This is a genomic window from Gordonia iterans, from assembly GCF_002993285.1.
Classification (GTDB): domain Bacteria; phylum Actinomycetota; class Actinomycetes; order Mycobacteriales; family Mycobacteriaceae; genus Gordonia; species Gordonia iterans.
In genome coordinates this window covers 3,029,686-3,049,094 of record NZ_CP027433.1, presented here as the reverse complement: position 1 = coordinate 3,049,094, position 19,409 = coordinate 3,029,686, and the positions used below count along the sequence as shown (strand labels likewise).

At 70.4% G+C, this 19,409-nt stretch carries 18 protein-coding genes; 15 read left to right on the top strand and 3 right to left on the bottom strand.

The window, feature by feature from the left end; genetic code table 11:
• Position 1 precedes the first annotated feature (1 nt).
• From C6V83_RS14050 to C6V83_RS14040, 3 genes are all read left to right on the top strand, one after another.
• The gene (locus C6V83_RS14050) at positions 2–2,248 is read left to right on the top strand and encodes an ATP-dependent DNA helicase RecG (protein ID WP_105942915.1); all 2,247 of its coding nucleotides are present in this window, start codon (positions 2–4) and stop codon (positions 2,246–2,248) included.
• A 295-nt stretch (positions 2,249–2,543) separates the two neighbouring features.
• Positions 2,544–3,632, top strand: coding sequence for a heparan-alpha-glucosaminide N-acetyltransferase domain-containing protein (locus C6V83_RS14045; protein WP_105943967.1), 1,089 nt, complete (start codon positions 2,544–2,546; stop codon positions 3,630–3,632).
• Positions 3,633–3,678: 46 nt separating this feature from the next.
• Entirely contained in the window at positions 3,679–4,437 is a 759-nt protein-coding gene (locus C6V83_RS14040; protein WP_105942914.1) for an HNH endonuclease family protein, read from the top strand.
• Between the two features lie 142 nt (positions 4,438–4,579).
• Here C6V83_RS14040 and C6V83_RS14035 read toward each other — a convergent pair whose 3' ends face one another.
• Complete coding sequence (locus tag C6V83_RS14035; RefSeq protein WP_105942913.1) at positions 4,580–5,335, bottom strand: hypothetical protein; 756 nt, start codon at positions 5,333–5,335, stop codon at positions 4,580–4,582.
• Positions 5,336–5,523: 188 nt separating this feature from the next.
• On the opposite strand from C6V83_RS14035, the gene C6V83_RS14030 reads away from it, so the two are divergent.
• The 7 genes from C6V83_RS14030 to octT all read left to right on the top strand — a co-directional run bounded on the left by C6V83_RS14030 (position 5,524) and on the right by octT (position 11,833).
• Positions 5,524–6,816, top strand: coding sequence for a glutamate-5-semialdehyde dehydrogenase (locus tag C6V83_RS14030; protein ID WP_105942912.1), 1,293 nt, complete (start codon positions 5,524–5,526; stop codon positions 6,814–6,816).
• Positions 6,813–7,709, top strand: coding sequence for an AAA family ATPase (locus C6V83_RS14025; protein ID WP_199832521.1), 897 nt, complete (start codon positions 6,813–6,815; stop codon positions 7,707–7,709). The genes C6V83_RS14030 and C6V83_RS14025 overlap by 4 nt, the downstream gene beginning before the upstream one ends.
• Positions 7,709–9,241: a vWA domain-containing protein gene (locus C6V83_RS14020; protein WP_105942910.1), complete on the top strand. Its 1,533-nt coding sequence runs from the start codon at positions 7,709–7,711 to the stop codon at positions 9,239–9,241. Before C6V83_RS14025 ends, C6V83_RS14020 begins: the two co-directional genes overlap by 1 nt.
• A 66-nt stretch (positions 9,242–9,307) precedes the next feature.
• The gene (gene nadD / locus C6V83_RS14015; protein ID WP_105943966.1) at positions 9,308–9,961 is read left to right on the top strand and encodes a nicotinate-nucleotide adenylyltransferase; all 654 of its coding nucleotides are present in this window, start codon (positions 9,308–9,310) and stop codon (positions 9,959–9,961) included.
• On the top strand, positions 9,958–10,347 hold the full coding sequence (rsfS, locus tag C6V83_RS14010; protein WP_105942909.1) for a ribosome silencing factor: 390 nt from the start codon (positions 9,958–9,960) through the stop codon (positions 10,345–10,347). The genes nadD and rsfS overlap by 4 nt, the downstream gene beginning before the upstream one ends.
• Positions 10,344–11,072 carry a histidine phosphatase family protein gene (locus tag C6V83_RS14005; protein ID WP_105942908.1) on the top strand — a complete coding sequence of 243 codons (729 nt, stop codon included), beginning with the start codon at positions 10,344–10,346 and terminating at the stop codon, positions 11,070–11,072. Before rsfS ends, C6V83_RS14005 begins: the two co-directional genes overlap by 4 nt.
• 2 nt (positions 11,073–11,074) lie before the next feature.
• The gene (gene octT, locus C6V83_RS14000; protein ID WP_105942907.1) at positions 11,075–11,833 is read left to right on the top strand and encodes a diglucosylglycerate octanoyltransferase; all 759 of its coding nucleotides are present in this window, start codon (positions 11,075–11,077) and stop codon (positions 11,831–11,833) included.
• 79 nt (positions 11,834–11,912) lie between these two features.
• Here the strand turns inward: octT and C6V83_RS13995 are convergent, their stop codons facing one another.
• Positions 11,913–12,806: a DUF559 domain-containing protein gene (locus C6V83_RS13995; protein ID WP_105942906.1), complete on the bottom strand. Its 894-nt coding sequence runs from the start codon at positions 12,804–12,806 to the stop codon at positions 11,913–11,915.
• Between the two features lie 221 nt (positions 12,807–13,027).
• Between C6V83_RS13995 and C6V83_RS13990 the strand changes: the two genes are divergently transcribed.
• The 3 genes from C6V83_RS13990 to C6V83_RS13980 all read left to right on the top strand — a co-directional run bounded on the left by C6V83_RS13990 (position 13,028) and on the right by C6V83_RS13980 (position 16,741).
• Entirely contained in the window at positions 13,028–13,876 is an 849-nt protein-coding gene (locus C6V83_RS13990; protein ID WP_105942905.1) for a DegV family protein, read from the top strand.
• Between the two features lie 83 nt (positions 13,877–13,959).
• A complete protein-coding gene (locus tag C6V83_RS19020) occupies positions 13,960–15,201 on the top strand; it encodes a helix-hairpin-helix domain-containing protein (protein WP_105942904.1) in 1,242 nt (413 codons plus the stop codon).
• A gap of 64 nt (positions 15,202–15,265) precedes the next feature.
• The gene (locus C6V83_RS13980) at positions 15,266–16,741 is read left to right on the top strand and encodes a ComEC/Rec2 family competence protein (protein WP_105943965.1); all 1,476 of its coding nucleotides are present in this window, start codon (positions 15,266–15,268) and stop codon (positions 16,739–16,741) included.
• Positions 16,742–16,823: 82 nt separating this feature from the next.
• Here the strand turns inward: C6V83_RS13980 and C6V83_RS13975 are convergent, their stop codons facing one another.
• Complete coding sequence (locus tag C6V83_RS13975) at positions 16,824–17,393, bottom strand: hypothetical protein (protein ID WP_105942903.1); 570 nt, start codon at positions 17,391–17,393, stop codon at positions 16,824–16,826.
• Positions 17,394–17,492: 99 nt separating this feature from the next.
• On the opposite strand from C6V83_RS13975, the gene holA reads away from it, so the two are divergent.
• Both holA and C6V83_RS13965 read left to right on the top strand, forming a co-directional pair.
• Positions 17,493–18,455: a DNA polymerase III subunit delta gene (gene holA, locus C6V83_RS13970; protein WP_199832520.1), complete on the top strand. Its 963-nt coding sequence runs from the start codon at positions 17,493–17,495 to the stop codon at positions 18,453–18,455.
• A 171-nt stretch (positions 18,456–18,626) separates the two neighbouring features.
• A complete protein-coding gene (locus tag C6V83_RS13965; protein WP_105942901.1) occupies positions 18,627–19,250 on the top strand; it encodes a hypothetical protein in 624 nt (207 codons plus the stop codon).
• Positions 19,251–19,409: the final 159 nt, after the last annotated feature.

Genomic DNA, 19,409 nt, shown 5'->3' with positions numbered 1-19,409 from the left:
CATGACGAAGGGCAGCAGCACCGCCGGGCGGTTCGGTATGGCGACCGAGCTGTCGGACACCTCCCTGGATCCCGGGCTGGTCGCCAAGCTCGCGGACCTCGAATTGGTGACAGTGGGGGAGTTGTTGCGCTATGCGCCCCGGCGCTACCTGGCGCGCGGTGACACCGCGGACGACGAGTTGCCCGAAGTGGGCAGCTGGGTCAACGTGGTCGGACACGTGACCCGGGCCGAGATGATCCCGATGAAGCGCAAGTCGGGCAGTTTCCTGAAGGTCGTGGTGAACGACGGTCGCCGCACCTACGAGGTCAGCTTCTTCAACGCGCGGTGGATGAAGAAGCGGTTGCTGCCCGGGACGCGGCTCGCGCTGGCCGGCACGGTCAAGTATTACCGCGGGCAGATCCAGCTGTCGCACCCGGAGTGGCTGATCCTCCCGGACGCCTTCGACGACCGTGTCGTCGGGTCGTCGATGCTCACCGAGATGTACGACGAACAGGCGGAGTCCGATCCCGATCACGTCGCGTCGGCCGAGGACATGGATCACTTCTCCCGGGACATCGTGCCCATGTATCCGGCCACCAAGAACGTCCAGACCTGGGAGATCTGGCGCGCGATCCGGCAGATCCTCGGCGAGCTCCCGCCCGCGGAGGACGCGCTGACCGGCGCGCAGCGAGCCGAACGCGGACTGATCACCAGTGATGAGGCGATCCGGAAGATTCATCTGCCCCAGACGCAGGCCGACATCGCCGAAGCCAAGGCGCGGTTGAAGTTCGACGAGGCGCTGGCCGTGCAGACCGCTCTGGCGCAGAGCCGCATAGCCGCGGGCACCGAGTCGGCGCACGCCTGCCCGCACGTGCCGGGCGGCCTGGAGGACGCGTTGCTCGCCGCGCTGCCGTTCGAACTCACTGCGGGCCAGCGCGAGGTGCTCGGCGAGATCGGGCACGATATCGGGGAGCGCCATCCGATGAACCGGCTGCTCCAGGGCGAGGTCGGTTCGGGTAAGACGCTGGTCTCCCTGCTCGCGATGCTGCGGGTGGTCGACAACGGTCATCAGTGCGCCGTCCTGGCGCCGACGGAAGTCCTCGCCGCGCAGCACTATCGGACGGTGATGACGATGCTCGGTGATCTGGCCCGGGGCGGCGAGCTGGGCGCCGCCGACGGCGCCACCCAGGTGGCGCTGCTGACCGGTTCTCAGAAGACCGCCGAGCGGAAGCGGAATCTGCTCGACATCGTGACCGGACAGGCGGGCATCGTCATCGGCACGCATGCGCTGCTGGAGGACAACGTCGAGTTCTTCGATCTGGGGATGGTCGTCGTCGACGAGCAGCACCGTTTCGGCGTCGAACAGCGGGACACGTTGCGCGCCAAGGGAAGGGTGAACCGTCCGCACTTCCTGGTGATGACGGCGACGCCGATCCCGCGGACGGTCGCGATGATCACCTTCGGCGACCTGGAGACCTCGACCATGAGCGAGCTGCCGCGGGGCAGACAGCCGATCTCGACCACGGTGGTACCGATGGACCGGCCCAAGTGGGTGGATCGCGTGTGGGAGCGCGCCGAGGAAGAGATCGCACAGGGGCGGCAGGTGTACGTGGTGTGCACCAGGATCGGCGACGAGAAGTCGAATGCGGACTCCGACGAGGTCTCCGTCCTGGAGCAGTGGGAGCGGCTGACGCGGTCCGGCCCGCTGGTGCACCGCACGATCGCCTACCTGCACGGGCGCATGCCGGCCGACGAGAAGACCGAGGTGATGGACCGCTTCACGCGCGGTGAGCTGGACGTGCTGGTCTCCACCACGGTGATCGAGGTCGGCGTCGACGTGCCGAACGCGACGATGATGGTAATCGTGAACGCCGAGCGTTTCGGCGTGAGCCAGCTGCACCAGCTCCGCGGCCGCGTGGGTCGTGGCCGGCACGCGGGACTGTGTCTGCTGCTGACCACGGCCAAGGACGGCACGAGTGCGCGGGCCCGGCTGGAGGCCGTCGCCGGCTCCAACGACGGTTTCGAACTGGCCCGCATCGATCTCGAAGCGCGCCGCGAAGGCGACGTTCTGGGGGCGGCGCAGTCGGGCGGGAAGTCGTCGTTGCACTTCCTGAGTCTGCTCGAGGATGCCGACGTCATCGCTGACGCCCGCGAGCTGGCGACGGAGGTCGTGCTGGCCGATCTGCCGCTGGCCGCCCACCCCGCGCTCGCGGACCTGGTCGACTCGGTGCTGCTGCCGTCGAAGCTCGGCTACCTGGAGAAGTCGTAGCCGGTTCGGTGGTCGGGCCGGTTCGGTGGTCGGGCGCCGGCGAATCGTTTGGTGGTCGAGTAGCGGTGAACGAAGTGAGTCCGCGTATCGAGACCCACCCTCCGGGTGCGGAGGGGTCTCGATACGCCGGGTCTCACTGCGTTCGCCCGGCTACTCGACCACCGATAGGGGTCGAGTAGCGGCGGAGGGTGGTCGTCGGTCCGGTTGGGTGGTCGAGTAGTGGCGAACGTAGTGAGTCCGCTTATCGAGACCCCGCCACCGGATCGCCGGACCGCGTGGAACGATGGGCGAGGAGATGACGAGCACCGACACGCTGGCCGACCGGCTCCGCAGGAATGTCGCGCGACTGGAACCACCCGGACGCTACCCCGGAATCGACCTGGCGCGCGGACTGGCGGTGCTCGGGATGTTCGCGGTTCACCTGATGGCGTTGCCCGTCGTCGAGTGGTCTCGCCCGGACACCTGGACGGGGCTGGCCGCGGGCCGGTCGTCGATCCTGTTCGCCACTCTCGCCGGGGTTTCGATCGCCCTCAGCCGGGGACGCGGGCGGTCTCCGCAGACGGACGGGCTCCTGGCCGCACGGGCGCTGATCATCTGGCTGCTCGGGATGCTCCTGGTGCTGCTCGATCTGCCCGTGTACGTGATCCTGCCCGCTTACGGAATCCTGTTCCTCATCGCGATCGGTCTTGTCCGGCTGTCCGACCGGGGACTGTGGGTCGTGGCCGGGGTGTGTGCCACGGCCGGGCCGGCGATCGTCCTCGTCGTGAACACCGGGTGGCCGCCGGGCGGAGGCCGGCCGGCGGCGGTGGACACGGCGGCCGACATGACGGGCTGGCACTATCCGTTCGTCGCGTGGACGGCCTTTCTGGCCGTCGGCGTGATCGTCGGCCGTCGGCTCGCCGACGGGCAGTTCAACGCGCTGCGGCTGGTGGCCTCAGGGGTGCTTCTCGCGTCGGTCGGCTACGGACTTATCGGCGCCGCCGCCGCCCGCTGGTCGCTGCCGGTCCTCAGCAGCGAGCCTCACTCCTCGGGGATCGGCGAGGTGGTCGGTTCGGGCGGGTTCGTGCTCGCCGCGATCGGGCTCTGCTGCCTGGTGACGCAGACCCGCGTGCGAGGAGTTCTGTTTCCGTTGCGCGCAGTGGGCTCGATGCCGTTGACCGCGTACACGGTGCACCTGCTGGTCTGGGCCGGATGGATCGCGCTCTGGCCGGTCGACGGACTCGCCGGATTCCGTGCGCTCGACATGTTCTGGCCGATCACGGCCGGGGTGGTGGCCGGCTGCACGGCCTGGGCGCTGCTGCTGGGCAACGGTCCGCTGGAGCGGGCGGTGTCACGCGCGGCCGGATGGATCGCCCGGCCGATCTCGCCGGCGCCCGGCGTGTGAGGGAACCGGACGGGCCTCCGCAGCGTCTGACTCTTCGGGGGAGACGATGCGACTGCTACGTGACATCGAGCTGCAGATCCGGACGGCGCGACACAAACGGCGCGACGGCCGGATCCGGCTCACCGGGCGCCACTGGTCGGCGTTGATCGGCTTCGCGGCGACGGCTGTGATCGTGGCGGCCGGGCTCGGCTGGCACCAGACCGCCCCGCCCCCGGTCGATCCCACACGGGTGGCCCAGGCGCGGACGGCGCTCGCCGCGCTCGTCGTCGTCGAGCATCGGCTGGCGCCGAGCGCGCCGTACCGGCGGGAGGCGTTCGGGCCCGCGTGGACCGACGCCGCCGGCGTGGCCGGCTCGGGCGACGGGTGCGACACCCGCAACGACCTCCTTGCTCGGGATCTGGAGGTGGTGACGTCGGTGGCGGTCGCGTCGTGTCCGGAGGCAGTCGCCTCGGGGCGTTTCCGGAGTCCGTACACGGGCCGGGAGATCGTGTTCTCGCGGGCACGGGGCTCGACGGCCGTGCACATCGACCACGTCGTGCCGCTCTCGTACGCGTGGGACATGGGCGCCTGGGGGTGGCGCCCGTCGGCGCGGGTTGCCTTCGCCAACGATCCGGCGAACCTGGTGGCGGTGGATGCCGCGAGCAACCAGGCCAAGTCCGACCGGGAGCCGGGCCGCTGGATGCCCGAACTCCGCGGCTTCTGGTGCCAGTACGCGATCGCGTTCGTGACCGTCTCGTCCGGATATCGGCTGCCGGTGGATCGGCGCTCGGCCGGGGTGCTGGCCTCGGCGTTGGGCGATTGCTGAAACAAGGGTGCCGGGCACACCCGCCTCGTTCTGGCACCGTCAGTCGAGGATGCCAGAACGAGGACACGGTGCCGGGCACCCTCGTTTCGACCCGGGTGGGGTGGAGGTTCGGCCGAGGCGCGGGGCCCGCCGATGTCGGCGCCTAGTGCCCGGCGGGCGGCGGAGTCGGCGGGTGGTCGTCGGGGTTCCCCGGAGCCGGGCTCGACGACGGCGGCGCGGCGGGTGGGGAACCGGCGCCCGGAGCCGGCGGATACGGCTGGCCGGGCTGCGCTGGCCCCGGCTGCTGCGGGTAGACGGGTCCGGGCTGCGACGGATACGGCTGGCCGGGCTGCGACGGATAGGCCTGCGGCGGGTACGGCTGCTGCCAGGCGCCGACGGGCGGCGGCGGGGTGGTGGTCTTGTTCGCACCGACCACCCACAGGATGATGCCGATGATCAGCATGAGGAAGCCGAGGCCCCCGCCGAACACCGCCAGGAGGACGCCGCCGGCACCGCTGAGGATGCCGCCGATCGGGAGCTGCGGTCCGGCGACGACGCCGGTCTGGTCGCAGGTGATGGTGTACGAGCCGGACTCGGTGAACCGCCACGCGAGGAACGGGCTGATGGTCTCGGAGTTGTAGGTCAGCTCGCCGTCGACCACCGATCCGGGGGTCGGCTGGGCCGGACCCTCGATCTGGCACGACGGCGTGGTCGCGGTTCCGTCGGGCCCGTCGTAGTAGAGGACCAGGGTCTCGCCCGCGGTGGCGGTGTACTGCGTCGGCCCGCTGATCCGGAACGAGTCGTTGACGACGTCGGTGAGCTTGCTGAATCCGGCGACCGCCATGATGGTCCCGACGACGACGCAGATGATCGCGATCGCCAGTCCGAGCCAGGTGAGCCACTTACCCCAGGTCTTCATCCGTCCAGCGTGTCACTTCCGGACCGCGGAGGAAAGGGGTTCGTCCGTCGAGCGTTGCGTAGTGGGACGGCGACGATCGCAACAGAGGTCGAACTAGCAGGAGTCCTCGAAAGCAGCGTTTCATCGGTCCGGGATGTCCGAGCCGACGGGGCCGGGAGCAAGGACGCGTCAGGGTCTAACCTGGACGCATGAGTGTCCCGACCCAGACCACCGACGCGCAGGACGCCGGCGCGCGGTCCGCCGATGTGCGGGCCGTCGTCGAAGAGCTGGCGCGTGCCGCGAAGAAGGCATCCCGCTCGCTCGCGACGATGACCACCGCCGAGAAGAACGACGTGCTGCTCGCTGCGGCGCAGGCGATCGACGACGCCACCGAGACGATCCTGGAGGCCAACGCCGAGGACGTCGCGCGTGCCGAGGCCAACGGCACCGAGGCCGCGCTGATCGACCGGCTGCGGCTGACCACGGATCGGGTCGCCGGGATCACCGGGGGACTTCGGCAAGTGGCGGCTCTGCCGGATCCGATCGGGGTGATCGTGCAGGGCAAGACGCTCCCGAACGGATTGGAACTGCGGCAGGTGCAGGTGCCGCTCGGTGTGGTGGGCTTCGTGTACGAGGCGCGCCCCAACGTGACCGTCGACGGGTTCGGCATCTCGTTCAAGTCGGGCAACGCCGTACTGCTGCGCGGGTCGTCGTCGGCCGCCAGTTCCAACGCCGCGCTGGTCGAGGTGCTGCGCGGGGTGCTCGCCGAGCACAAGGTGAACCCGGACGCGGTGGCGCTGCTGCCCAGCGACGACCGCTCCAGCGTCACCGCGCTGATCCAGGCGCGGGGACTGGTGGACGTGGTGATCCCGCGCGGCGGCGCCGGCCTGATCGCCACCGTCGTCGAGAACGCCACGGTCCCGACCATCGAGACCGGCACCGGCAACTGCCACATCTATGTGCATTCGGGTGCCGACGTCGACACCGCGACCCGGGTGATCGTCAACGCCAAGACCCGGCGTCCCAGCGTGTGCAACACCGTGGAGACGGTCCTGATCGATCGCGAGATCGCCGGTGCGGCACTGGAACCCATCGTGTCCGCGCTCAGCTCGCAGGGCGTGACGATTCACGGCGACGAGCCCGGCATGGTTCCGGCCACCGAGGACGACTGGCACCGCGAGTACCTGTCGCTGGACGTCGCGCTGAAGGTGGTCGACGGCCTCGACGCCGCCGTCGAGCACATCGAGAACTACGGCACCGGCCACACCGAGGCGATCATCACCGGCGACTCGGCCGCCGCTCGTGCGTTCACCTCGCGCGTGGACGCGGCCGCGGTGATGGTCAACGCGTCCACCGCATTCACCGACGGCGAGCAGTTCGGCTTCGGCGCCGAGATCGGCATCTCCACCCAGAAGCTGCACGCCCGCGGCCCGATGGGCCTGCCCGAGCTGACCTCCACCAAGTGGGTCGTGTGGGGCGACGGCCAGGTGCGGCCGGCGTGAGCGGGACCGTGCAGCCGGCGTTCTCCGGCACCGACGACGTCGTGGCTCAGCTGCGCACGACCGGGTACCTCGCGGACGGAGCCACCGCGACGGCGACCTACCTCGCCGACCGGCTGGGCAAGCCGCTGCTCGTCGAGGGGCCGGCCGGTGTGGGCAAGACCGAGCTGGCCCGGGCGATCGCCGGCGCCACCGGGGCCGACCTGGTTCGGCTGCAGTGTTACGAGGGAATCGACGAGGCGCGTGCCCTGTACGAGTGGAACCACGCGAAGCAGATTCTGGCCATTCAGGCTGCGGGGCAGCGGGATTGGGACGCGACCAAGGACGACATCTTCTCCGAGGAGTTTCTTCTCGCGCGGCCGCTGCTGACCGCGATCTCGCGCACCGAGCCGACGGTTCTGCTGATCGACGAGATCGACAAGGCCGACGTCGACATGGAGGGCCTGCTGCTGGAGATCCTCTCCGACTTCGCGATCACCATCCCGGAGATGGGCACCGTTCAGGCGCAGCGCCGCCCGATCGTCATTCTCACTTCCAATGCGAACCGCGAGCTCTCCGAGGCGCTCAAGCGCCGCTGCCTGTACCTGTACATCGACTTCCCGGACGCCGATCTGGAACGCGAGATCCTCGCGTCCCGCGTCCCGGACCTGCCGGCGAACCTCGCGTCCGAGGTGGTCCGGATCGTCGGAGTGCTGCGCAGCCTGGACATCCGGAAGAAGCCGTCGGTGGCCGAGACCATCGACTGGGGCAACACCCTGCTGGCGATGGTCGGCGGCGAGGCGCCCGAGGAGCACGACGGCCGCGTCTCCGACTCGGTCCTCAAGCGCACCCTCGGCGTCGTGCTGAAGCATCGGGCCGACGTGCTGACGGCGATCCGCGAGTTGAAGCTGGACTGATGGATCCTTCGACAGGCTCGGGGACCGGGGAGCTGATCGACACCCTCACCGGATTCGTCGAGGATCTGCGCGGGCGGGGGATCGTCGTGGGGCCGTCGAACCTGATCGACGCGGGACGGGCGATGGAAGTGCTGGACCTGCTCGACCGGAACAGTCTCCGCGAGGGCCTCGCTGCGACCCTCCTGTCGGATCACCTCCACCGCGACACCTTCGACCTGTGTTTTGAGCTGTGGTTCCCGCTCGGCAATGCCGCGCGGGCGGGCGCGATCGCGGTGCCACGCAACGCTTCCGGCGAGGTGGACGTGGACGCGCTGCGCGAGCTCACCGCCGAGGTGCTGGCCGACGACGACGCGATGGCCGACGGGCGGTTCGACCAGCTGGTGGCCGCGATCGTCGCCGAAGTGGGACGGTACGAGTCCGCGCGCGGCGAGAGTTACTCGGTGTACCAGGCGATGTCGGCGATCGCCCCGCAGACGCTGATCGCGCGGATCGCCGCCGCGATGGCCGCCGGGATGCCCCGCGAGGAGGGGCAGCGACCGGGCGCCGGGAACGCAGTGAGCGGGCCCAATCGACCGGGCGCCGGGAACGCAGTGAGCGGGCCCAATCGACCGGGCGCCGGGAACGCAGTGAGCGGGCCCAATCGACCCGGCACCGACCAACTGACGCGTCGTGCGGCGCGCAACGCGACGCAGCAGTTGCGGGCCGCGGTCGAGACCGAGGTGCAGCGGCGGATGTCGGCCGTGCGTGGGCGCGACGAGGTGGCCGGCTACGCCGTGCCCAAGCTGCCCGAGCAGATCGACTTCTTCTCGGCGAATCCGCAAGACATGGCGAAGCTGCGGCGCACCATCGATCCGATCGCACGACTGCTCGCCGCGAAGCTCGAATTCCGGCGTCGGCGCAACCACCGCGGCGCGGTCGACATCCGTTCGACGCTGCGCGCGTCGATGTCGACCGGCGGCGTGCCGATCGAGCTGCGGCACCGCAAACCGCGGCCTGGAAAGCCCGAGCTGGTGGTGATCTGCGACGTCTCGGGGTCGGTCGCGGGATTCAGCTCGTTCACGCTGCAACTGGTGTACGCGCTGCGGCAGCAGTTCTCGAACGTGCGGGTCTTCGCGTTCATCGACACCGTCGACGAGGTGACCGACTACTTCGACCGCTCCCACGCCGAGGACCAGTTCGGCGAGCGCATGGCCACCATGCTGAGCCAGGCGCGGATCAGCACGCGGGACGGGCATTCGGACTACGGCCACATGCTGCGCGGGTTCGCCGAGAAGTACCTGGACTCGCTGACGCATCGGGGTGCCTTGCTGATCCTCGGGGACGCCCGCAACAACTACGCCCTCTCGAGCGTCGAGGCCCTCGCGAAGCTGCGCGAGCGGGTGCGCAACGCCTACTGGCTCAACCCGGAACGCAAGGAGAACTGGGACACCGGCGACTCCATCGCGAGCAAGTACGGCGAGGTGATCGAGATGTACGAATGCCGCAACGCCGAGCAGCTCGGCCAGGTGATCGGCAACCTGCTTCCGGTCTGACGTGTCCGGCGCCGAACGAGAGCGCGCGTGCGGAGCCGATCGGCACAGTGCGTAAAGTCGATGGACATGTCCGACGACCCGACCTTCCCGCGCCGCATCGGCGTCATGGGCGGCACGTTCGACCCGATCCATAACGGGCACCTGGTGGCCGGCAGCGAGGTGGCGCACCGGTTCGGTCTGGACGAGGTGATCTTCGTCCCTACCGGCCGCCCGTGGCAGAAGGAGGGGCCCGAGGCGGGCCCGTCCGCCCGGGACGTGACCCCTGCCGAGCACCGTTACCTGATGACGGTGATCGCGACGGCGTCGAACCCGCAGTTCACCGTCAGCCGCGTCGATATCGACCGCGCGGGCGTCACCTACACCGTCGACACCCTGCGCGACCTGCGACGCGTGTACCCCGACGCCGAGCTCTATTTCATCACCGGAGCCGATGCACTCGAAACCATCCTGACCTGGCAGAATTGGGAGGAGCTGTTCGAGCTGTCGAACTTCATCGGCGTCTCCCGCCCGGGATACGCCCTGGATGCGACCCACCTGGCCGAACACCTGGCGACCAAGCCCGACCACGCGCTGCAGATGATGGAGATCCCCGCCCTGGCGATCTCGTCGACCGACTGCCGCAAGCGTGCGCAGGACGGTCGCCCGGTCTGGTATCTGGTACCCGACGGAGTGGTCCAGTACATCAGCAAGCACAGCCTGTACCGAAAGGAAACCACGTGACCGCCACAGCAGAAGCGCGCGAGGCCGCGGTGATCGCCGCCCACGCCGCGGCGGACCGCAAAGCCGAGAACATCGTCGTGCTCGACGTGTCCGAGCCGCTGGTCATCACGGACCTGTTCGTGATCGCCTCGGCCGACAACGAGCGCCAGGTGAACGCGATTACCGAGGAGATCGAGGACAAGCTCCGCGAGGCCGGACGTCAGGCCCTGCGCCGCGAGGGCGTTCGGGAGGGCCGGTGGGCCTTGCTCGACTACGGCGACGTCGTCGTGCACGTGCAGCACTCGGACGAACGCGACTTCTACGGACTGGAACGGTTGTGGAAGGACTGCCCGGTGATCGAGGTCGACGGCCTGGAGCGCCCGGCGGACGACCCGGACACCCCGTGACCGTCGAACCGGACCAGGGCGACACCAGCGTCGAGCGGCTCACGCCGATCGTGCGGCGTCTGGTGCTGCTGCGGCACGGCCAGACCGAGTACAATGCGACCCGGCGCATGCAGGGACATCTGGACACCGAACTCTCGGACCTGGGGGTGGCGCAGGCAGCGGAGGCCGCGCGGGTGATCGGGGCCCGGTCGCCCCGGCTGATCCGGTCCTCGGATCTGCGTCGCGCGCACGACACCGCGCTGGCGCTGGCCGCCGTCACCGGACTCGACGTGGTGACCGATCCCCGGCTCCGCGAGACGCACCTGGGCGACTGGCAGGGTCTCTCGCACTCCGAGGTGGACGCGGCCATGCCGGGGGCCCGGCGGATCTGGCGCGACGACGCGACATGGACTCCGCCGGGCGGAGAGAGCCGCGTCGACGTGGCCGCCCGCGCGGTGCCGGTGGTGGCCGAGCTCGTCGAGCAACTCGACGGCTGGGGCGAGGGCGACCAATCCGAGCGCCCCGTGGTGCTGGTGGCGCACGGTGGGGTCATCGCCGCGCTGACCGCCGGCTTGCTGGAACTTCCTGTCGAGAACTGGCCGATCCTCGGTGGGCTGGCGAACACCAGCTGGGTGCAGTTGTCCGGGCACAGTCTGCCGGGGGAGGAACCTACCTGGCGGCTGGACGTGTGGAACGCCGCCAGCGCGGCCGCCGACACCCCGCTGGCCGACACCGGGGTGCAGTAGCGGTGCCGGGGGAGGGGGCGCCGGTTGCGGACACCGGCCCCGGACGCGTGCTGGTGCTGGCCGACTCGCTCTCGTTCTACGGTCCCACCGGCGGACTCGCCGCCGACGATGCCCGGATCTGGCCGAACCTGGTCGCCTCCGGGGTGAGTCGTCCCGTCGATCTGTTCGCGCGGATCGGCTGGACCAGCCGGGACATCTGGTGGGCGGTCACGCAGGATCCGCGCATCTGGGCCGCGCTGCCGAAGGCCGAGGTGGTGGTGCTCGCCTACGGCGGGATGGACTCGCTGCCGTCACCGCTGCCGACGGCGCTGCGGGAGCAGATCCGGTACGTCCGGCCGTCGGCGTTGCGTGAGCGGGTCCGGAACACGTACGGGTGGCTGCAGCCCCGGCTGTCCGGACTGGGCTGGCCGATGGTGCTGCCCCCGCGGGTGACGGTCGACTACTTCGAGAAGGTGCGCTCCTCGATCAGTCAGCTGCGGCCCGAGCTGCCTATCCTGGTAGCGCTTCCTCCCACGCATGCGAGTCCGTACTACGGATACGCGCACCACGGCCGTGTGCCGACGAGTGCCGCGATCGCTCGCTGGGCTGCCGCGCACCGCCTGCCCACGGTCGATTTCTATCCGATCACGGCGGCGCACTTCGCTGACGGGGCGGACCGCATGAATCCGGACGGGATCCATTGGGGTCTGCACACGCACGAGGCGATCGCCGGCCTCGTCGCACCCGCTGTCGCCGACCTGATCGCGCAATCGCCGGGCTGAACCCCGGCCAACGGCGCGCCGGGTGCTGGGAAACGGTTCTCCAGCAGCCACTTTTCAGCAAGCGAGGCGCCGGGCAGGCTCACCCGAGGAGCTCACGCCGAATTCGGAGCGCCGACACCAGCTTCTCGATGCAGCCGATCGGGTCGTCGGCGAGCTGCCGCCAGGTGAACGGGATCACCAGCCACCCGGCGGCGGCGAGTGCGGCGGCCTTGGCGTTGTCGGACTCGAAGCGCCGCCGGTCGCGATGGTAGGCCCAGCCGTGGATCTCCACGGCGATGCCCTCGGCCGGCCACGCGAAGTCGATCAACCACCTGCCGAAGGCGAACTGCTGCACCCAGCCGCCGATCTGTTCGTCGTCGAGGCGCTCGGCGAAGGCACGCTCCGATTCGGCTTCGCTGGCCGTGGAAGCCGCGGCCAGGAGTGGTGCGATCTCCGTCATGCCGGGCCGTCGCGAGTTCCGTTCGAATGCGCGCTGGAGCGATTCGAGGGTCACTTCGCCGAGTTGCAGCCTCCGGTCGAGGAAGGCCTGGGGATCGTCGAGCAGGGGTGCGGCCATCAAGACGGTGAGCGGCCGACGAGTCACCTCGAGACCGCGCACCACCTCCAGGTCCTCGGCGGCGAAGGTGCGCCGGACGACCGACGTGTCGAAGGGTGCGTTGGCCTTGGCGGCGGTGGATCTGGCGACCGACAGGGTCACCACCGCGGGCAGGTCGTCGATCATGCCGTGCCAGTACGCGGCGGCCGTCCGGTCGGCGACACCGCGGTGGACGGCGACGGCGGCGCGCAGACGTGCGGCAGCGGTGAAGTCGTGGGTGTTGCAGAGGTAGACCCCGCCGACCAGGCGCTGCCATTCCTGCCGCTGTTCCCGGCCGCGGATAGCTCCCCGGGTGAGGCCGAGTGCCCGGGCCTGGGCAGAGGTGATGATGCCGTCGTTGTCGGCGATGGTACGGGCGAGCCGTGCGTCGTCTCTCATGTCCTATCTGACGCACGGGCCGCCGTTGCGGTTCCATCGCCGGCGTCCCGGCGGTGCAGTGTGCTGGGAAGTGGTTCTCCAGGAACCATTTCCCAGCACTCTTCGCCCGGGCAGCGGGGGCGGGACCGGCGCACCGCCGAATCGAGCCGTCGGGAGCGTCGTGAATGCCGCAATCCACACCGGCGCGTGGGCGGTTCGGTGCGGGCCGCTAAGTTGTAGGGGTGTCTGTCATCGTCGTCACCGACTCGTCGTCGCGGTTGCCCGCGTCACTTGCCGACCGCTACGGGATCACCCAGGTCCCGTTGCACGTGACGATGCCCGACGGCTCGGAGTATCTGGAGGGGGTCGACCCCATCCCCAGTGAAGTGATCGCGACTCCGGGAGTCTCCACCTCCGGGGCCAATCCGCAGGATCTGGAGAAGTTCTACGCCGAGGCCCTCGCCCGCAGCGACGGCGACGGCGTGGTGGCCGTGCACATGTCGCGCAGACTGTCCGGGACCTGGGCCGCGGCGCGACTGGTCTCCGAGGAGTTCGGCGAGAGTCTGCGGATCGTCGACTCGCGGGCCGCGGGCGTCTCGGTGGGCTTGACGGTGCTCGCCGCGGCGCAGGCCGCCGAAGGAGGCGCCGACCGGGACCAGGTGTACGAGGTCGCGGTGCGCGCGGCCGCCACCGCCGAGTCGCTGCTGTGCGTGCAGACTCTGGAGAACCTCCGTAACAGCGGACGCATCAGTGCGGCGAGCCATCTGCTCGGCTCGGCGCTGTCGATCAAGCCGATCCTGCACATGGAGGACGGCGTGCTGGCTCTGAAGGAACGTCAGCGGACCACTACCAAGGCGATCAACCGGATGATCGACTCGATCGTCGAGCACGTCGGCGCCGACGAGGTGACGGTCGCCGTGCAGCACTGCCAGGCGCCGGGGCTCGCCGTCGAGGTGCTCGAACGAGTCTGCGACCGGTTGCCGAAGGTGACGTCCTCGCTGGTGGTTGATCTGGGGCAGGTGCTCGGGGTGCACGTCGGGCGCGGCGCCGTCGGTATCGCAACCGGCCACGGATTGCTACCCCTGGACTGAGCTGTTGTGGACAACGCGAGTTGTCCACAGGATGCCCGTCCGGGACGTAGCCCGGCCCGGGTGGAGCGGCCTACGGTCGCGCCATGGCCAGGAGAACACGCACGACGCAGCGCGGCGGACTCGATCGCATCTTGCCGCGGGACGACCCCCGCGCTCGGGCACCTCGCGGGCGCCCGCACGCCGATCGCGCGCGCGGTGCCGCCTCGCCCAGGCCGGCCGCCGGAGACGACTGGGGCGCCACCAGGATCCCGGATTGGCTCGACACCGCCGCGGGCCGTCGGGCCTGGTCCGGCGACCGGGAGGTCGAGCATCGGGACGACGACTCGGGTGATCGCGCGGAGACTCGCGCCGACGGCGAGCCCCGGCGTGTCCCGAGACGCGCCGGCGGCGTCGCCAGGGAGGAAGCGTCCTCGGACGGCGGCGACTGGAACGACCGTGACCGGAACGACCGTGATGGGAACGAGGGCGCTGGGGACGACAGCGGTGCCGCCGGCGACGACACGGGGCACTGGGACGAGGTACTCGACCGCTCCGGATCGCCGGGTGACGGTGAGTTCGCCGACCGGGGGCACGAGGATGCGTACGCCGAGCCGGGCACCGAACCCGAGGACTGGGACGACGGCGAGTGGGACGAGGACGAGGACTGGGAAGACCCGCCGCGCCGCCGGCTCACCATGCTGCCGCCGGCCGCGATCGGGCTGATCGGGGTCGGGGTGATCGCCTGTGTGATCGCGGGGTTCTCGCTGTTGCGCGGAACCGAGCCGGTCGCGCCGCTGGTCGACTTCCCGGCGTCGGCGGGACCGTCGTCGCAGGCTGCTCCCGGTGCGCCGTCCGCCGAGACGCCGGCGGAGATCGTGGTCAGCGTCGCGGGACTGGTGCGCCGTCCCGGCCTGGTCCGGCTGCCGCCGAACTCCCGGGTCGCCGAAGCGCTCGACCGTGCGGGCGGGGCCCGGGAGAACGCCGATCTGCTGAGTCTGAATCTCGCACAGATCCTGCACGACGGAGACCAGGTACTGGTCGGCACGCGCGAGGGCGGGGCCGGCGCGGTCCGCAGTGCAGTGGTGTCGTCCGCGCCGGGCACCGCGCCGGATACGAGCCCCGGCACAGTGCCCGGAGCGGCACCGCAGAGCGGCACGGTGAACCTGAACACCGCCACCGAAGCCGAGCTCGACACGTTGCCCGGTGTCGGGCCGGTGACCGCGAAGGCGATCATCGCGTGGCGCGAGCGGAACGGTGGATTCGCCTCGGTCGATCAACTCGCCGAGGTGGAGGGGATCGGTCCGGCACGCCTGGCGAAACTCCGCGACGCGGTGACCGTGGGCTGACGCGACGACGTCCGGTTGCGGTGTCGGCGGGTCGCAGGCCCGGGATTGTGGAGGTTCCGTGCTGATGACCGTCGATCTGCGCTTGGCCGGCCCGGCCGCAGCGTGCTGGGTGCTGACCGGGTCCGCCCTCGTGTTGCCGCTGACGATCACCGTGGTGATCACGGCAGGGCTGGTGAGCGTCGCGGTCCTCGCATGGGTAGCGTTGCGCGCCTCGCGGCCGGCGGTGGCGGCGACTGCAGCCGCAGTGTGCGGAGTGGCGGCGGCCGCGGGGGCGGCGTGCGTCCTCCGGATATCGATCACCGAAAGCGCGCCGATCGCGCAGGCACGCGGTCTGCCGGTGGTCGTCGTCCAGGTGACGGGCGACCCGGTGATGCTGCGACACAGCGGCGAGGTGCGCACTCCGGTGAGGGTGGTCGAGCTGGACCGGAGACCGCACGCGCCCGTCGCCGCCGAACTCGTCGCCGGGGCGGAGGCGATCGGCGACACCGTGCCGGGGCAGCGGATGGCGCTGCGCGTTCGCGTGCGACCTCCCCCGGACGGAGTGGGGCGGAGGTTGGTGGCGGCCAGACTGACGGCAGTCGGCGACATCGCGACCGTGTCGCCCGCGCCGGTCTGGCAGAGATGGGCCGGCCGGGTGCGCGCGCGACTGCGGCTTCTGGCTGCTCGATCGCTGCCGCCGCGGGCTGCGGGCCTGTTTCCCGGGCTGGTGCTGGGCGACACCGGTGATCTCGACGGCGAGCTCCGCGACCACTTCCGGGCCGCCGGGCTGACACACCTTACCGCCGTCTCCGGGAGCAACTTCGCGATCGTCTGCGGCGCAGTGGTTCTCTCGCTGCGGATGCTCGGGGCGTCGACGCGTTCCACGGTCGCGCTGGGGCTGTTGTCGATGCTCGGGTTCGTGGTCCTGGTGCGGCCGACCGACAGCGTGCTGAGAGCGGCGGTGATGGGCGGCATCGGGCTGGCGGGAGCGCTGGCGGCGCGCCGTGCTTCGGCGCTGCCGGCTCTGGGGGCGGCGGTCGTCGTGGTGCTGCTGTTCTGGCCGCAGATGGCGCTTGCGCCGGGCTTCGCGCTGTCGGTGCTGGCGACACTGGGCCTGGTGTTGTGGGCGGCTCCGATCCGGCAGCGACTGATCCGGCGCGGGGTGCCGGAGGTGTTGGCCGTGCTGCTCGCGATGACGCTGGCCGCGCAGATCCTGACCACTCCGCTGGTGATCGCGATCTCCGATCGGGTCAGTCTGGTGTCCCTTCCGGCCAATCTGCTGGTGTCACCGGTGGTGGGCCCGATCTCCTTGCTCGGGACACTGGCCGCGGTGATCGGCGCGATCGGTCCGCCCGACGGTCCGGGCTCGCTGGCCGGGGAACTGCTGATCCGGGCGACGGGGCCGGAGATGTGGTGGCTGGTCGGGTGCGCGGATGCACTCGGCGGCCGGAATTGGTCGGCGCCGGAGGTCCCGGGCTGGCAGGCCGCGATCGTGCTGACTCTGACGGGTGCCTTCGGCTATGGGGTCTGGCGCGCGCACCGTTCGCGGGACCCCACCTGATCTGGCGCGGGACACGGCGAATCGGGGGCACACGGTGGCAGATCGGCGGTGTCCCGGCGCCGTGAACGTGGGCCGCGGTGTGTCATCGCCACCGGTAGTCCGACGGTGCGGGCACCCGGACGGACGGCCGCACTCGGACGGCGGGTGGATTCTCGATCAGCGCGAGCGCCTTCTCGGCCGAGGCGAAGAGCTGGGGTTCCGGAACCGGGTGTCGGGACTCAGAGCCGGTGGGGAATCGGCACTGATAGTGCAGTCGGTCGCCGGACAGCGTCCACGATCTCCCCACGACGGCGGCACGGTCGATGACGTACGCCCAGGTCCCGAAAACCGCGCGCTGCTCCTTCGGGACTCGCCGAACGAAGGACTTCTCACCGTCGTCGTAGAGGTGGGCATCGGAGTCGACATCGTCCTCGGTCAGTGGCTCCCCGGCAGGTCGCTCCCGGACCACAAGGGATGCCTGGCCGCCGGCCCCGGGAGCGTCGACCGTCCATCGGACACGGGCTCGTTCACTGCGGTCGGCATAGTCATCGGGGTCGTAGTCCGGGTGGTCGTAGCCGTCGTCGGGGATCTCTGCCGGCGACGTCCCGGCCAGCGCCGGCGGGATCAGACTCCCGATCACCGACGGAGTCCACAGCCAGCCGTCGCATCGCATACCGACAGACAGTACGCGGACGACGCCGTGTGGCGCGCTCACCGGGCAGGGGCCCCGGGCCGGTGAGCCGCGTCGTAGGGGCGTGGCACCATGGTGGCTGTGAGTGATCGGCTGTTCCTGCTGCTGGGCGACGACGACTTCTTGACCGGGCGCGTCATCAAGCGGGTCGCTCAGGAGCGCTCGCGCGACTCCGGCGAAGACGTGCCGGTCACGCGGATCCGCTGCGGCGAAGTGACCGGTCCCGAGCTCGCCGAACTGTTGAGTCCGTCGTTGTTCGCCGAGGAGCGGATCGTGGTGATCGAGGCCGCCGCCGAGGCGGGCAAGGACCCGGCCGCGTTGATCACCGCCACCGCGAAGGCGCTGCCCGACGGCATCACCCTGATGGTCATCCACACCGGCGGCGGCCGGCAGAAGTCGATGGTGGGGGAGCTCCGGAAGGCTGGTGCGGCCGAGTTCGAGTGCGCCGCGCCGAAGTGGCATTCCGACCGGGTCGACTTCGTGCGCAAGGAGTTTCGCGGCCTGGGAGTGCGCGTCGGTCCCGATGTGGTGGAACTCGTGACAGAGCTCGTCGGCTCCGATCTGCGAGAGCTGTCGGCGGCCTGCCATCAATTGGTCTCCGACACCGGAGGCAAAGTCGACGAGTCTGCGGTGCGCACGTACTACGTGGGGCGCCCCGAGGTGACCGGCTTCGAGGTGGCGGACAAGGCGGTCACCGGCGATCTCGCCGGGGCGATGGAATCTCTCGCGTGGGCACAGCATCACGGCACCGCCCGCGTCCTTCTCGCGGATGCGCTGGCCGAAGCCGTGCACGCCATCGCGCGGGTCCGTTCGATGGGCCCGGCGGACAAGTACTCGATCGCGTCGGAACTGGGCATGCCGCCGGGCCGCGTGGGCAAGATCCAATCGCAGGCACGTGCGTGGGACGCGACGTCGATCGGGCAGGCGGTACTCGTGGTCGCCGAACTCAACGGTGCGGTGAAGGGGCAGGCCGCCGACCCGGAGTACGCCCTGGAGCACGCGGTCTCGACCGTCGCGCAGCTGCGACCGCGCCGCGGACGCTGAATCGGGTCGGCGCTAGATCCCGACGCCGACGCTGATCGGAGGCGTCGTCGACCATAGCGGGTCGGTCAGGGTTCACCCGGAATTCGCGAGCACTGCTCTTCTTCTGCGCCGCCGTTCGGGCTACGGTCGAGTAGAAGAGAGCGCCGCTCTCGGAAATTCGAGGAGATCACCATGCGCCCTGACGCACGCATCGTTCTGCCTGCGCTGACTGCCGGTCTGTTGATGGCCGTCTACCTGCTGATTCGGCCGTACGACGATGCGGCGGGGCCGGAGACCGCAGACGCGGCGGAGGCGTTCGCGGCACCGGCCTGGATCGTCGCGCACGCCTGCGGAGCGCTCGGGCTCGCCTCGTTCGCCTGGTTCGCCGTGCTGCTCGCGCGGGACGCTCCCGGGCGATCGGCCGCGACAGCTGCTGCGGCGGGATTCGCCGGCGTGGTGCTGGTGCTTCCGTACTACGGCGCGGAGACCTTCGGGCTGCACGCGATCGGCCGCGCGGCGACGGGCGGGGACGAGGCGGTGCTGGATCTGGTCGATCAGGTCCGGAATCAGCCGGTCGCGGTGACCGCGTTCGGAGCCGGACTGCTGCTGCTCGCGGTGTCCGGGGTGCTGGCCGCCGTGGTCTGGCAGCGCCAGCGGCGGAGTGCGGCGGCGTGGCCGCTCGGCGTGCTGATCGCGCTCGTCCTGCCGCAGTTCTTCCTCCCGCCGTGGGGGCGGATGGTCTTCGGGGTGCTGTGCGCGGCGGCGGGTCTGATGTTCGCCGCAGCCGTGTACCGCGGCACGCCGTCGGACACCTGAAGGGAGGCAGGGAGCGGGTGACCGCTGGGATCTCGACTTCGCTCGATCAGCGAGGGGGGCGGGCTCGATCGGCGCGGGGTTGTCTCGATCAGCGAAGGGGGCGGGCTCGATCAGCGAGGGGCAGTCTCGGGGGTGTCCCCGCGACAGCCGGTGCGACGT